Genomic DNA, 13,005 nt, shown 5'->3' with positions numbered 1-13,005 from the left:
GCAAGAGCGCACTGCATGCGCGACCTGATCGAACGCACGCGCGCCGCACTCGGCGCCGACGGCCCGCTAGCCGACCGCTTGCCGGGTTACACGCCGCGCGAAGCACAGCGCATGTTGTCCGAAGCCATCGCCGAAGCCATGGACGATCGCGACACGCTGATCGCCGAAGCCGGCACCGGCACCGGCAAGACCTACGCCTATCTCGTGCCGGCCCTGTTGTCGGGCGAGCGCGTCATCATCTCGACCGGCACGCGCGCCTTGCAGGACCAGCTCTACCATCGCGACCTGCCGCGAGTGCGCGCCGCGCTCGGCGCCAGCGCCAAGACGGCGCTGCTGAAAGGCCGCAGCAATTATCTTTGCCGCTACCGGATGGAACAGGCCAAGGGCGAGAAATTCGTCAGCCGCGAGGTCGCGGCGCAGTTCCAGCGCGTGGTCGCCTGGAGCGGCCGCACCACGCGCGGCGACCTGGCCGAACTGTCGGACATGCCCGAAGACAGCCCGCTATGGCCGCAGGTCACCTCGACGGCCGACAACTGCCTGGGCGGCGAATGCCCGTTCTGGTCGGAGTGTTTCGTCGCGAAGGCGCGCAGCGAAGCGCAGGCCGCCGACGTCGTCGTGGTCAATCATCATCTGCTGCTGGCCGATCTCGCGATCAAGCAGGAAGGTTTCGGCGAGATCCTGCCGGGTGCCTCGGCCTTCGTATTGGACGAGGCGCATCAATTGCCCGAACTCGCCGCGCAGTTTTTCGGCGAAGGCGTCGGTGCGCGCCAGCTATTGGATCTGTCGCGCGATGCGTTCAAGGAATGCGCCACCACGCCCTCGGCCTTGGCGACGGTGCAACAGCCGGTGCGCACGCTCGAACACGTGGTGCGCGAGCTGCGCCTGGCGATGAACGACTTCGCCCAGCGCGGCGCCGCGGCGAGGTTGCTCACGCATACGGCGGCCTACGGGGCGCTGGTGGCGCTCGATGCGGCGCTCGACGATTTGCGCGCCGGCCTAGCGCCGCTGGCCGAAACCTCGCCGGGTTTCGCCGCCTGCAGCGATCGCGCGATCGACCTGCTGGCGCGGTTGCGACGCTGGAGCGAGGCGGAAGAGGGCGACGAGGAAGTACGCTGGTACGAGTTGACGCAGCGTGGCTTCACCTTGCAGCGCACGCCGCTGGATGTTTCGGCGCCCTTGCGGCAGTACCGCGAGCAATCGCGCGCCGCCTGGATCTTCACGTCGGCGACGATGGCGGTCGGCGGCGATTTCGGACACATCGGCACACGGCTCGGTCTGGACGATCCACGCGAGTTGCTGCAACCCAGCCCGTTCGACTGGCCGCGCCAGGCCCTGTGTTTCCTGCCGCGTGGATTACCCGAACCGAACACGCGCGGTTATGGCGCGGCCCTGATCGATGCGGTCTGGCCGGCACTGGAGGCCTCGCGTGGTCGTGCCTTCCTGTTGTTCACGTCGCATCGCGCACTGCGCGAAGCGGCGGAGGCGCTGAAGGATTCGCCCTGGCCGCTGTTCGTGCAGGGCACGGCGCCGCGGAATGTCCTGCTCGAACAGTTCCGTCATTCGGGACATGGCGTGTTGCTGGGCGCCGCGAGTTTCTGGGAGGGCGTGGACGTGGCCGGCGATGCGCTTTCGCTCGTCGTCATCGACCGCCTGCCTTTCGCTGCACCGGACGATCCGGTGCTGGAAGCGCGACTCGAAGCCGTGCGTCGTTCCGGCGGCAACCCCTTCCGTGACGAGCAACTGCCGCAGGCGGTGATCTCGTTGAAGCAGGGCGCGGGCCGACTGATTCGCAGTTTCGAGGATCGCGGCGTGCTGGTGCTCTGCGATCCCCGCCTGATCGGCAAGAGCTACGGGCGACTGTTCCTCGACAGCCTGCCGCCGCTGCCGCGCACGCGCGATATCGCCGACGTGCAGGCGTTTTTTGCGCAAGAATCGGATCGGGTCCAGGACGGCGGCGCCGCCGTGGAGTTGTCGGCATGAAACTGCTTGCCATCGATACCAGCACCGAAGCCTGCTCCGTCGCGCTGAGCGCGAACGGCGAGATCAGCGAGCGCTACGAGATCGCACCACGTCGGCATACCGAGCTGGTGCTGCCCTGGGCCGACGAACTGCTCGCCGATGCCGGCGTCGCGAAGGCGCAGCTCGACGCGATCGCGGTCGCACGCGGGCCTGGCGCCTTCACCGGCGTGCGACTGGCCGTCGCCATCGTGCAGGGCATGGCGCTGGCCCTGGATCTTCCGGTGATTCCGGTGTCGACGCTCGCAGCTCTGGCTTTGCGTGCGCCGGAGAGCGATAACGGCACATGCATCCTGGCGGCGATCGACGCGCGCATGGGCGAGGTGTATCTCGGCGCGTTCGAGCGCGATGAAGCCATGCTTGTTCGTCCGCTAGGCGAGGAATGGATGGCCGCCCCGGCATCCCCGAATATGCCCGAGCGTGGAAGCTGGATCGGTGTGGGCAGCGGATTCGCCGCGGCCGACGGCGCATTGAAGCATGCACTGGACGAATCCCTGGAACATTGCGATGACGCCGCTTTGCCGCATGCCGCCGATGTCGCGCGCTTGGCCGCGTTGGCCTGGGCGCGCGGCGAAGCGACCGCGCCGGATTTGCTCGAACCGGCCTATCTGCGCAACAAGGTCGCGCTCACGCTGGCCGAACAGCAGAAAGCCCGCGGCTAGCGCGGGCTTCTGCTTTCGGAACGACGCCCCACAGCGGCTGCTGACGAGTTCGTAGGCTGGGCTGACAAGACCAGCTCGCCGAATCAACGCGGCTTGTTGCTGACGAAGTGATAGATCAGCATGCCGATACCGGCCGACGCGATCAGCAGGCCGAACACGGCCGGGTTGTCGGTATTCATGTTGAAGCCACCGACGAGGCCGAAACCGGCGCCGATCGAGGTCAGCACGATGCCCCACTTCAGCGCCGACAGGCGGCGGGACTGTTCGTCGGCCACCAGCATGGCCTTGATCAGGTCTTCCGAAACATTGGTCTCGGCGTAGCGGCGACGCACGCGGCCGTCGATGACGAACTTGATGGCCAGGGTGATGCAGACGAACAGGGAAATCGGAATCAGGTACTCGAAGGGCATTGGGGTTCTCCGTCGGGGCGGGCGGGTTGCCCGTTTGTGGCGATGGACAGGGGGAGGGCGGGAACGGTTGCAGCTATTTCGTTCCGGCTAGCCGCGTCGGGTCGCACTGGCCGCCTGCCCGCTCGGTCGAAGGGCCGTCCGTGGCGGCTGACTCGCCAAGCACGCCGAGTGCCGACGACCGACCGCGACGCGCTTGCCCGGAATCGGCAGCGTCTTCCTGACCACCGAATCCGGACGCTACGGCATCCTGCCTCCGCTGCCATCGCGAGCCGCGGTCGGTCGTCGGCGCGTCACGCGAGGTGCCGGCGTTCGACCCGCCGAAGCCTCCCGGCAGCGAAGGGCACGACGCCCGTAGCGTCAGCGAGTCGGTGGCCATGGATGGCCTTCCGACCGAGCGGGCAGGGAGGCTTCAAGGGGCGGACGGCCCGCGCCGAACTCCGGATGCTCGGCTTGGGAGATTTCGGCGTAGGCTGCAACCGTTCGCCCGGAACCGGTATCCCTCCTGCGATGAGCGAGGACGAAGACATCGTGGCGGCCGTGCTGGCCCGCGCCCCCGGCGCGTTCGAGCGCCTGGTTGGGCGCCACCAGGCCTTGGTCTGGCATATGGTCTATCGTCTCGTGCAGCACCCCGAGGATGCGCGCGAGGTCTGCCAGGACGTCTTCTTCCGCGTCTACGACCGCCTGCACCAGTACCGCTCGGAAAGCTCGCTCGCCACCTGGATCGGCCGCGTCGCCTATTCGGTCGCGGTGCGGCATCTGCAAAAGAAGCGCATCCCCACGGTCAGCGCCGAGATGGACGAGGACGGCGAGTATTCGATGTTCGACCACGTCAGCGACGGCTTCGACCTCGAATCGGCCTGCGCCGACAACGAATTGATGGGGCACCTGGGCGAGGCGCTGGAAACACTGCCGCCGCTACAGCGCACCCTGATCACGCTCTATCATCTGGACGAACTGGGCATCGGCGAGATCGCTGCAATAACCGAACTGCCGGAAGGCACCGTCAAGAATTATCTTTTCCGCGCGCGGCAGAAGCTGCGCCAGCAACTGGAACGGAAACTGGGAGTGCTCGCATGAACAGCAATCAACGCGACGAAGCCGAACGACTGCAGGCCGAAGCCGAACGCGCCGAACGCGAAGGCCGTCCCGCAGGCATCGATCCGGCCGTGGACGCTTATCGCCTCGTGCAGCGCGCCGTGGTCAACGCGCCGATGCCGCCGGTCCCGCTGGGTTTCGCCCAGCGGGTGGCCGCGCGCCTGCGCGCCATGGAAGAAAGCGCGCGCGTCGAAAGCGGACTGACCGGTTTCCTGATGCTGGCTTTCGTCGCCGGCGCCGCCTACTTTCTGTTGCCCACGATGGGCACCTGGATGCCGGATTTCCAAAGCACGCTGCCGCATTTCCCGTGGACGATGGCGATGGCGGCGGGCTTGGCCGTACTCGTGGCCTGGGGCGTGGATCGCGGCTGGGTGGCGACGCATCCGCGCATGAACAATTCGCGTTGACTCGCAGCCCGGGTTGTAAAACCCGGGGTCGTTTTTGCCGGTGTGTTTCCCCGGGTATCGCGCCGCTGGCGCTCAACCCGGGCTACGGGCAAGCACCGTCAATCCGTCACCGTCACATCCTCATCGAAGCTCGCCGAGTAGGCCTCGCCGCTGCGGCGATCCGCGCGCACTAGCGATGCGGAGAATTCGTCGCCCGAGACGAAGCCGATCTTCAACCACTCGCCCTCGATGGCGACCGACTGCACCTTGTGTCCGATCAGCGCCAATACCGGCTGGCTGGATTCCCGCGCGCCGAAAGCGGAGAAAGAGCAGGCCGTGAAGCGGAAATCGGCCGAATCCTCGTCGGCGTAGGCCGCCATCACGGTCATGCCGACCAGGCGTTTCAACGATTCTTCGCTCATGCGCGCTCCCCTTGGCGAATCATGGCGCGAGTCAGAGTTCCATGCGCCAGCCCAGCGCCAGCATGCGTTCCTGCAGGAACGCATGGCCGAAGCGTTGCTGGTACTGGATGAAACCCGAATGTCCGTGCGTGAAGACGAAGACGCTGCCGATCGCGACTTCGCCCCAGCCCTTGTCCGGGTCTTCGGTATTGAAGCTGACGCCGTTGCGCGCGACGTCGGAGGCCAGCCGCAGCGTGACCTGGCGGCGCGGATTGCTGAATTCGTTGAACCAGCTGACGCGCGCCATCGGTTGCCAGACGCCCCAGTCCTGCGAGAAGGCGCGGCTGATGCCGAAATCCACATGGCCGCGGCGCGTGTCGATCTTGCGGCCGGGCACCAGCAGGTCGAGACCGATGCCGCCGGTTTCCTGATAGGCCTCGATCGTCGTGCGGCCGCCATCCATGCCGATCGCGACGCTGGGATTCCAGCCCTTGTACGACCACTGGCCGTTCACCGCCACGCCTTGCACGCGCCGCGAGGCATCGGGATTCGCCGTCGCCATGCCGCTGATCGTGATCGAACCGGGCCCGAAGGGCAGGGTGTAGCGAATTTCGCGTTGCAGCTCGTAGTCGCCGTTGAGCCAGCCGGCGTAGGCGTCGACGCTCCAGTGCTGGCCGAGCGAACGGCTGGCCGTGACGAGCACACCGGAAAAGCGCGTATCCACCGCGCCGGCGGTGCCGTCGTAATCGAGGCTTTCGCGCACGTGGTTCAGCGCCAGGCCGACGCTCCAGCGATCGTTCGGTTGCCAGTCGACGCCGGCGGTCAGCGAGCTGGTATCGGCCGCGAACGCAGCTTCGTTCTGGCCGGCGCGACGGTCCAGCCGACCGATGTCGCCGGAGACGAAGATCGACCAATGCGAAGCGATCTCGCCGTCGAGCTGCATCGACAGGCTGCCGTCGTAGTTCTGGCGGAATTCGGCCGCGACCGACGGGCTGCCGACTTGCGGAATGGACAGGCCAAGGGAAGAACCGGCGGTATCGCGCGTGGCCACGCGCGCCTGGCCGGGAATTTCGTTGAGGCGCTGGCCCAGCGCGGCGATCAGGTTGGCGTTCGGCGCGCTGGAGTTCGCCGTTTCGTCGCAGCGCGTGGCCAGCAAGGTGCCGGCAACGGACGTCAGGCAGATGGTGTTCCACTTTGCAGCCAAGGCCTGGGCCGGCGTTTGCGCTTCGGCGCGTCCGGCCTGCAGGGCGGCGAGCAAGGCAAGGGGCAGGAGGGCGTAGCGCATGGTCGTCTCCGGGGTATGGCCCGAGTCTAGCAGGGCGCGCGATGTGCTCAAATGTGGGCAGGACTGGGCAGGAGCCGGCGATGCGCGTTGTCTTCCATGGGGCGGCCGGCGAGGTCACCGGGTCCTGCCATGAGGTGTTCGCGGCCGGCCATCGATTGCTGCTCGACTGCGGCATGATCCAGGGCAGCGAAGCCGACGAGGCGCGCAATGCCGAAGCCTTCGGTTTCGATGCCGCGGCGCTCGACGCCGTCGTGCTCAGCCATGCGCATATCGACCATTGCGGCCGCCTGCCGCTGTTGGTGAAGCGCGGTTTCCGAGGCCCCATCCATGCGCAGGAAGCGACCGCCGACCTGCTGCGCATCATGCTCGAAGACGCCGCTTCTCTGGCCGAGATGGATGCCGAACGCGACAACCGGCATCGTCGTGGCGGGCATGCGCACCATCAACCGCTGTTCACCCGGCACGATGTCGAAGCGGTGATGCGACAGGTGCAGTGTCATCCGTATGGCGAGAGCCGCGAGATCCTGCCGGGCTTGCGCCTGTGCCTGCGCGATGCCGGCCATATCCTCGGCTCGGCCTGCGTCGTGCTGGAGGCCGACGAGGATGGTCAAGTGCGCACCCTCGTGTTCTCCGGCGATATCGGTCCGCTCAATACGCCGATCCTGCGCGACCCCGATCCGCCGCCGCGCGCCGACCTCGTGCTGATGGAGTCGACCTATGGCGGTCGCCTGCATCGCGAACGCGCCGAAACCATCGCCGAACTCGGCGACGTGTTCGCGAAAGCCTGGAAGGACGGCGGTAACGTGCTGATCCCGGCCTTCGCAGTCGGGCGCAGCCAGGAATTGCTGTACTGGTTCGCGCGGAACTGGGACGAGTGGCAACTCGGTCGCTGGAAGATTTTCCTCGACAGCCCGATGGCGGCGAAAATCGTCGAGGTTTACGACCGGCACGAGGATCTGTTCGACGCCGATGCGCGTCGCGTCTGGCAGAGCCGACCGAATCCGTTTCGCTTGCCGAACCTGCGTTACTGCATCGACGCGGCGGAATCGAAAGCGATCAACGAGGTGCGATCGGGCGCCGTGATCATCGCCGGCTCGGGCATGTGCAACGGTGGTCGCATCCGCCATCACCTGCGGCATGGCCTCGGCCGCAGGCAGAACCATGTGGTCTTCGTCGGCTACCAGGCGCATGGCACGCTCGGGCGACGGCTGGTGGACGGCGCATCGCAGGTGCGCATCTTCGGCGAAGAGATCCAGGTGCACGCGCAGCGCCACACCGTCGGCGGCCTGTCCGCGCATGCCGACCAGCGCGGCCTGCTCGACTGGTACTCGCGCATCGTCGGCCATCCGCCGGTCGCGCTGGTGCATGGCGAGGACGAAGCCCGCGAGGCGATGGCGAAGAAGATGAAGGAAGAATTCGGCAATCGCGTGACGCTGGCGAGGCCGGGAATGGAGTTGGAGGCCTGAGGCTTGGCGGCCCAGGACTGCACACAATGCATATCGCGATCCTCACCTTCCAGGGCTTCAACGAACTCGACTCGCTGATCGCGCTCGGCGTGCTGAACCGCGTCAGGAAATCGGACTGGCGCGTGACGCTGTGTTGTCCCGACGCGGAAGTGACCTCGATGAGCGGCGTGACGCTGCGCGCGCAATCGGCACTGGAAGATGCCGCCGCCGCCGACGCCGTGATCGTCGGCAGCGGCGTACAGACACGGACGATCGTCGATACACCTTCCCTGATGCAGCGGCTCGCGCTACGCCCTGAGCGGCAGCTCGTCGCGGCGCAATGTTCAGGCGCGTTGGTCCTGGCCAGGCTCGGCCTGCTGGATTCCATTCCGGCCTGCACCGACCTGACGACGAAGCCCTGGGTGCAGGAGGCGGGCGTGGAAGTGCTGAACCAGCCCTTCTTCGCACGCGGCAATATCGCCACGGCCGGCGGCTGCCTCTCATCGACCTATCTGGCAGCATGGGTCATCGCGCGCAGCGAGGGGCTGGAAGCGGCCGCTGCGGCGCTGCACTACGTGGCACCGGTCGGCGAGAAGGAGAGTTTCGTCGCGCAGGCGCTGCGCAATATCGAGCCCTATCTGCCGGTGCAAGGCGCATGAGCGCAGCAGGAGGCATTGCCGCTTCGACAGGTGGGAAGCCCTGTGGGGCCCTGACCTACCATAGGGCAACTTGGAGTGATGTGTCGAAATGACGTCTGCAAGCCGAAATGCACCCCACCGTTTTTCTCGCATCCCCAGGAGATCGACATGAAAGTACTAGCTGCCGTGATGGCCATCGGCTTGGCCTTGACGCAAAGCGCCGCCGCTTCGGACGCCAAGCCGGTCGACCCGGGCGATCTTCCCGAGTTCTTTGCCGGAACCTGGACGGTGGAGGGGCTTGAAGACAGCTTCCGCGAAACCTGCGAATGGCTTTCGCCGAATTCGTTCCTGATCTGCCGCGGCACCGATAGCGATCCGAAGAACCCGGGTCAATGGATCACGCTGCTCGGCTACTCGCATGCCGAGAAGATGTACAACTTCACCGCCTTCGACGGCGGCGGCGGAAAGGCCGTGTTCTCCGGCTGGCTGCGCGACGACGTCTGGATATTCACTTCGGAACAGTTCCTGCACGGCAAGATGAGTCGGCTGCAAGTGACCATCACGCCGACCAAGGACGGTTACATTTTGCGGGAAGAGGAATCGGTGAACGGCGGCCCTTGGAAGGTCACGCTCGAGGAAAAACATGTTCGGCTGCCGAAGGCGGGCAAGTAGGTGCGGCGGCACGAGATACGGATTCAGAACTCATGAAAATGCTTTCCCTGCTCGGTAAGTCGCTCAAGAACGACGAAGTCATCGAACTGCTCGAGGCCTACGACGTCGATGTGATCTATGCCTTCGATCGCCTGCATGAGAACAGCCCGGACGTGTATTGGGCGTCGATCAATGACCTCGGGTTGCAGCTTCGTTTCGATGAGAGCCAACGCCTGGACACCATCTTCTGCCACGTGCTGCCGCGCGAGGGCTTCGGTCCTATCCTGACCGAAACCATTGGCGTTCCGATCTTCGATTCCTACGTGCTCGCCGAGCAGGCCTGTCGGCGCGACGGCCTGCAATACAAGTCATCGTCTTCGCCGGGTGCCTGGCTGAAGATCCTGACGCCCGGTCACGACGCGCATTACCAGTTCAAGGACGGGCGGCTTGCGATGGTGACGCTGATGCTTTCCGTTTCTGCGCAGAACGCCTGACGGCATCGGTGGCTGAATGAGCGAAGGCCAAAGGATAGGGCAGGTGCGACCGAGCGATCGGAGGATGTGGTGGCTCGTTCCGGCCGGGTTGGCGGCGATCAGTGGTATCTACTTTCTCGCGGACGCGTTTGGCTGGTGGTGGAAATACATGAAGGAGGCCGGTAGTCCGACGCGACATGAGTATCTCATCGGTGTTTTCCTTAGCTCTGTTTTCGCCCTGCCTTTCTGGATTTTCGCCTCCTGCCTTGCTTTCCCTGCGCGCAAGTCGATTTCGCGGAGAGCGAACTTCGCAATACACGCTCCGACAGTAATCTTGTCCATAGCTCTACTTCTTACAAACCTCGTCCCAATGCTGGTGCTTCTGTTTGATGGTCTTGACTAAGCGAGGGCTGTGAAAGTGGTCATGGTCGATGAGACGTCAAGGTACGCCGCAAAGCTGCTTTTCCAGTTCCGTATCGAGTTCGATGGCGAATCGGGCACGATGCGCCTATGCGAAGAGCGCATCCTGCTGCTGCATGCGAAAAGGGCCAAGCAGGCCTTGTCGCTGGCGAAGAAACGTGGGAAGGCCGCGCAGCACCGTTTCCGGAACGACGCTGGCGGCATGGTGAACTTCGAATTTGTGGGGGTGCTCGACCTGTTGCGGCTAGGTTCGGAATGCGAGGAAGACGAGGTTTGGTACGACATCACCCGGCGAAAGCTGCCCATGGAGCGCTCCGCCACCATCCTTCCCGCCGAACGGGAGTTGAACGCCTTTCGCGAAGAAGAGATGTTGGGGCTAGCATCCGCGACTGCATCTCGCGGTAGTCGGTCTCGCCGGCGCTGACGCCGACGAGACGTGCGTAGGGTGGGCTCAAGCCCACCCTTCGCATTACCCCCGGAATCGCGTCGCAGATCAGCCCTTCTTCGACGCGATCCACCGATCGATCTTGGCCTCGAGCACGTCCAGCGCCACCGAGCCGTCCTGCAATACCTGCGCATGGAATTCGCGCGGATCGAATTTCGGGCCCAGCGCCTTCTCGGCGCGTGCGCGCAGTTCCTTGATCTTCAGCTCGCCGATCTTGTAAGCCAGGGCCTGGCCGGGAATGGCGATGTAGCGCTCGGCTTCGGAGACGGCTTCGGTTTCACTGGTGGCGGAGTTCTCCAGCATGTAGGCGATCACCTGTTCGCGCGTCCAGTTCTTGCTGTGCAGGCCGGTATCGACGACGAGGCGTATCGCACGCCACAGCTCCGCCTGCAGGCGGCCGAAGTACTGGTGCGGATCGGTATAGACGCCGAGTTCCTTGCCCAGCGATTCGGCATACAGGCCCCAGCCTTCGGCGAACGCCGTCTCGCCGCCGAAGCGGCGGAATTTCGGCAGTTCGCCGAGTTCCTGCTGCAGCGCGATCTGGAAGTGATGGCCCGGAATCGCTTCGTGCAGGAACAGGCTTTCCGCATCCCAGGTCTTGCGGCTGGGCAGGTCGTGCGTATTGACGTAGAAGATGCCGGGGCGCGTGCCGTCTTCGCTCGGGCCCTGGTACTGGCCGCCGGCGGCGGAGGCCGCGCGGAAGGCTTCGATCGGCCGGATCTCGAACGCGGCCTTCGGCGTCAGCGAGAAGAGTTTCGGCACGCCGGCATTCACGCGCGCATTCAGCGCGTTGTAGGCCTTCAGCAAGTCTTCTTCGCTGGCGAAGGTGTAGCTGTTGCGGTCGGTCATGTGGGCGAAGAAGGCTTTCAGGTCGCCGTTGAAGCCGACCTGCTTCATCACCTCGCGCATTTCGCCCTGGATGCGCGCCACTTCGCGCAGGCCGATGTCGTGGATCTGCGCCGGCGTCAGCTCGGTGGTGGTCGACGCCTTCGCGCGGAAGGCGTACCAGGCGGCGCCATCGGGCAGGGCGGCGAGGCTGACGGTGTCGCGGCAATGCGGCAGGTAGTCGTCGGCGACGAACTTGCGCAGGCCGCGATAGGCCGGCATCAGCTTGCCTTCGATCAGCGCGCGGTACGACGCCGTCAGGCGCGCCTTGTCGGCATCGGAGAAATCGGCGGGGAAGTTCGTCACCGGGCGCCAGAACAGCGTGTCTTCGGGCTTATCCTTGATCAGCGCGTCGAGCTGCGGCAGCACCTTCACCATCAGCGCCTTCGGTTGCACGACGCCGTCCTTGATGCCGGTGCGCATGTTGGCCTGCATCGTCGCCAACAGTTCCGGCAGGTGCGATGCACGCGCCAGCCAATTGTCGTAATCCTTCACGGTCTTGAAGGGCTGGGCGCCGGAGCCGGAGCCGAGTTGGGCGAACTGGCCGGGCAGGCCGCCGAACTGGTTCAGCGGCTGCTTCCAGCCGGGATAACGCGTGGCTTCGATGTCGTTCTTCAGGTCGCGAACGAAGATGTCGTGCGATAAACGCGCCTGCCCATCCAGGCCATCGGGGCTGATGGCCTGGATGCGCGCCAGCCAGCGCTGGTTGAAGGCCAGCGTCAGCGCACGGTATTCGGCCGTGTAGGTGTTCGGCAGTTGGTCGTTGTAACGCGGGTCGCCGACGTAGGTTGCGCTGAGCGGGCTGAGCTTGAGCGATTCCTCCCAGTACTCGGCGTAGAGGCGATCGAGTTCCTTGGCCTTGCCGCTGGCTTCGGAGACGGCGGCAGGTACTTCGGAAGCGACGGCGAAAGACACGGACGAAAGCGCCAGTGCCAGCGCGACGGCGAGTTTGTGGATGCTCATGGATTGCCCCTTCAGGAAGGATTCGAGCTTGCCCCGGCCGACGCGGGTCGGCACGGGCTGGAAGTCATGCGCGGGCGGCCTCTTCGCGCAGCCGGGCGGCCTCGGCGTCCCCGAGATAGGCCTGGATGCCGCGCCGCATCGCGTACAGCATGGGAATCAGCGCCAGCGCCGCGCTCATCTTGTAGATGTAATTGAGGGTGCCCACGGCCAGGAACAAGCCCATGGACCAATGCTGCGGGCCGATGACGAAGGCGATGTAGAGCACGACGAAGCTGTCGACGAACTGCGACACGGCCGTCGAACCGGTTGCGCGCAGCCAGACGAAGCGTTCGCCGGTGGCGCGCCGGATCCGGTGGAAGATGCCGACGTCGATCAACTGGCCGAGCAGGAAAGCGATGACCGACCCCCAGATCGTCCACAGGCCCTGGCCGAAGACGGCGGCGAAGGCCGCCTGGTAGTCCGGTACGCCCTGGTCCTGCGCGACGCCGACCCACCAGCTCGCCGGCGCGAGATGGATGGCGGCGAAGGCGAAGGCGAAGCCGTACAGGATCAGGCCCACCGCCAGCCAGCTGATGAAACGCACGCCGCGCTTGCCGTAGTACTCGTTCACCGTGTCGGTGAGGATGAAGACGATCGGCCACAACAAGGTGCCGGCGGTGAAATTCAAGGAACCGCTCTGGCCGAACAGGTTCCATTCGAACGGCTTGAGTCCGAGCGTATCTTCGAGCGCGAAAATCTTCACGCCGATGAATTCGGCCAGCACGGCATTGGCGACGAAGAATGCGGCCAGCACCACGAAGAGTTTCTGCGCGCGGTTCATTCCATACATC

Annotated in this window: 14 protein-coding genes; 9 read left to right on the top strand and 5 right to left on the bottom strand. The window is 65.3% G+C overall.

The genetic code is table 11. The annotated features are described in order from the left end of the window. Positions 1 to 15 precede the first annotated feature (15 nt). Positions 16 to 1,980 carry an ATP-dependent DNA helicase gene (locus tag QM707_RS08085; RefSeq protein WP_415001340.1) on the top strand — a complete coding sequence of 655 codons (1,965 nt, stop codon included), beginning with the start codon at positions 16 to 18 and terminating at the stop codon, positions 1,978 to 1,980. Further along, a complete protein-coding gene (tsaB, locus tag QM707_RS08080; protein WP_415001339.1) occupies positions 1,977 to 2,678 on the top strand; it encodes a tRNA (adenosine(37)-N6)-threonylcarbamoyltransferase complex dimerization subunit type 1 TsaB in 702 nt (233 codons plus the stop codon). Before QM707_RS08085 ends, tsaB begins: the two co-directional genes overlap by 4 nt. 83 nt (positions 2,679 to 2,761) lie before the next feature. On the opposite strand, the gene QM707_RS08075 is transcribed toward tsaB, so the two are convergent. Next, on the bottom strand, positions 2,762 to 3,088 hold the full coding sequence (locus tag QM707_RS08075; RefSeq protein ID WP_415001338.1) for a DUF6249 domain-containing protein: 327 nt from the start codon (positions 3,086 to 3,088) through the stop codon (positions 2,762 to 2,764). Positions 3,089 to 3,595: 507 nt separating this feature from the next. Between QM707_RS08075 and QM707_RS08070 the strand changes: the two genes are divergently transcribed. Both QM707_RS08070 and QM707_RS08065 read left to right on the top strand, forming a co-directional pair. Continuing rightward, positions 3,596 to 4,165: an RNA polymerase sigma factor gene (locus QM707_RS08070; RefSeq protein ID WP_415001337.1), complete on the top strand. Its 570-nt coding sequence runs from the start codon at positions 3,596 to 3,598 to the stop codon at positions 4,163 to 4,165. Next, complete coding sequence (locus QM707_RS08065; protein ID WP_415001336.1) at positions 4,162 to 4,590, top strand: hypothetical protein; 429 nt, start codon at positions 4,162 to 4,164, stop codon at positions 4,588 to 4,590. Before QM707_RS08070 ends, QM707_RS08065 begins: the two co-directional genes overlap by 4 nt. Positions 4,591 to 4,688: 98 nt before the next feature. Here the strand turns inward: QM707_RS08065 and QM707_RS08060 are convergent, their stop codons facing one another. Together QM707_RS08060 and QM707_RS08055 are read right to left on the bottom strand one after the other, a co-directional pair. Beyond that, entirely contained in the window at positions 4,689 to 4,991 is a 303-nt protein-coding gene (locus QM707_RS08060; protein ID WP_415001335.1) for a hypothetical protein, read from the bottom strand. Between the two features lie 31 nt (positions 4,992 to 5,022). Further along, complete coding sequence (locus tag QM707_RS08055) at positions 5,023 to 6,255, bottom strand: autotransporter outer membrane beta-barrel domain-containing protein (RefSeq protein WP_415001334.1); 1,233 nt, start codon at positions 6,253 to 6,255, stop codon at positions 5,023 to 5,025. 80 nt (positions 6,256 to 6,335) lie between these two features. Between QM707_RS08055 and QM707_RS08050 the strand changes: the two genes are divergently transcribed. From QM707_RS08050 to QM707_RS08030, 5 genes are all read left to right on the top strand, one after another. Further along, complete coding sequence (locus QM707_RS08050) at positions 6,336 to 7,721, top strand: MBL fold metallo-hydrolase RNA specificity domain-containing protein (RefSeq protein WP_415001333.1); 1,386 nt, start codon at positions 6,336 to 6,338, stop codon at positions 7,719 to 7,721. A gap of 26 nt (positions 7,722 to 7,747) precedes the next feature. Beyond that, on the top strand, positions 7,748 to 8,359 hold the full coding sequence (locus QM707_RS08045; RefSeq protein WP_415001332.1) for a DJ-1/PfpI family protein: 612 nt from the start codon (positions 7,748 to 7,750) through the stop codon (positions 8,357 to 8,359). 147 nt (positions 8,360 to 8,506) lie between these two features. Further along, positions 8,507 to 9,010: a hypothetical protein gene (locus QM707_RS08040; RefSeq protein WP_415001331.1), complete on the top strand. Its 504-nt coding sequence runs from the start codon at positions 8,507 to 8,509 to the stop codon at positions 9,008 to 9,010. A gap of 32 nt (positions 9,011 to 9,042) precedes the next feature. Next, positions 9,043 to 9,483, top strand: a complete 441-nt coding sequence (locus QM707_RS08035; protein ID WP_415001330.1) for a hypothetical protein — start codon at positions 9,043 to 9,045, stop codon at positions 9,481 to 9,483. A gap of 403 nt (positions 9,484 to 9,886) precedes the next feature. Continuing rightward, positions 9,887 to 10,306, top strand: a complete 420-nt coding sequence (locus QM707_RS08030) for a DUF4288 domain-containing protein (RefSeq protein ID WP_415001329.1) — start codon at positions 9,887 to 9,889, stop codon at positions 10,304 to 10,306. Positions 10,307 to 10,375: 69 nt separating this feature from the next. Here the strand turns inward: QM707_RS08030 and QM707_RS08025 are convergent, their stop codons facing one another. Together QM707_RS08025 and QM707_RS08020 are read right to left on the bottom strand one after the other, a co-directional pair. Next, positions 10,376 to 12,175 carry a DUF885 domain-containing protein gene (locus tag QM707_RS08025; protein WP_415001328.1) on the bottom strand — a complete coding sequence of 600 codons (1,800 nt, stop codon included), beginning with the start codon at positions 12,173 to 12,175 and terminating at the stop codon, positions 10,376 to 10,378. Positions 12,176 to 12,239: 64 nt separating this feature from the next. Further along, positions 12,240 to 13,004 carry a queuosine precursor transporter gene (locus tag QM707_RS08020; protein WP_415001327.1) on the bottom strand — a complete coding sequence of 255 codons (765 nt, stop codon included), beginning with the start codon at positions 13,002 to 13,004 and terminating at the stop codon, positions 12,240 to 12,242. Between the last annotated feature and the right edge of the window lies 1 nt (position 13,005).

It is taken from the genome of Arenimonas sp. (genome assembly GCF_047602345.1).
Taxonomy (GTDB): domain Bacteria; phylum Pseudomonadota; class Gammaproteobacteria; order Xanthomonadales; family Xanthomonadaceae; genus Arenimonas.
Note: the sequence above shows the minus strand (reverse complement) of the source record. Positions and strands in the feature narration are given on the sequence as shown.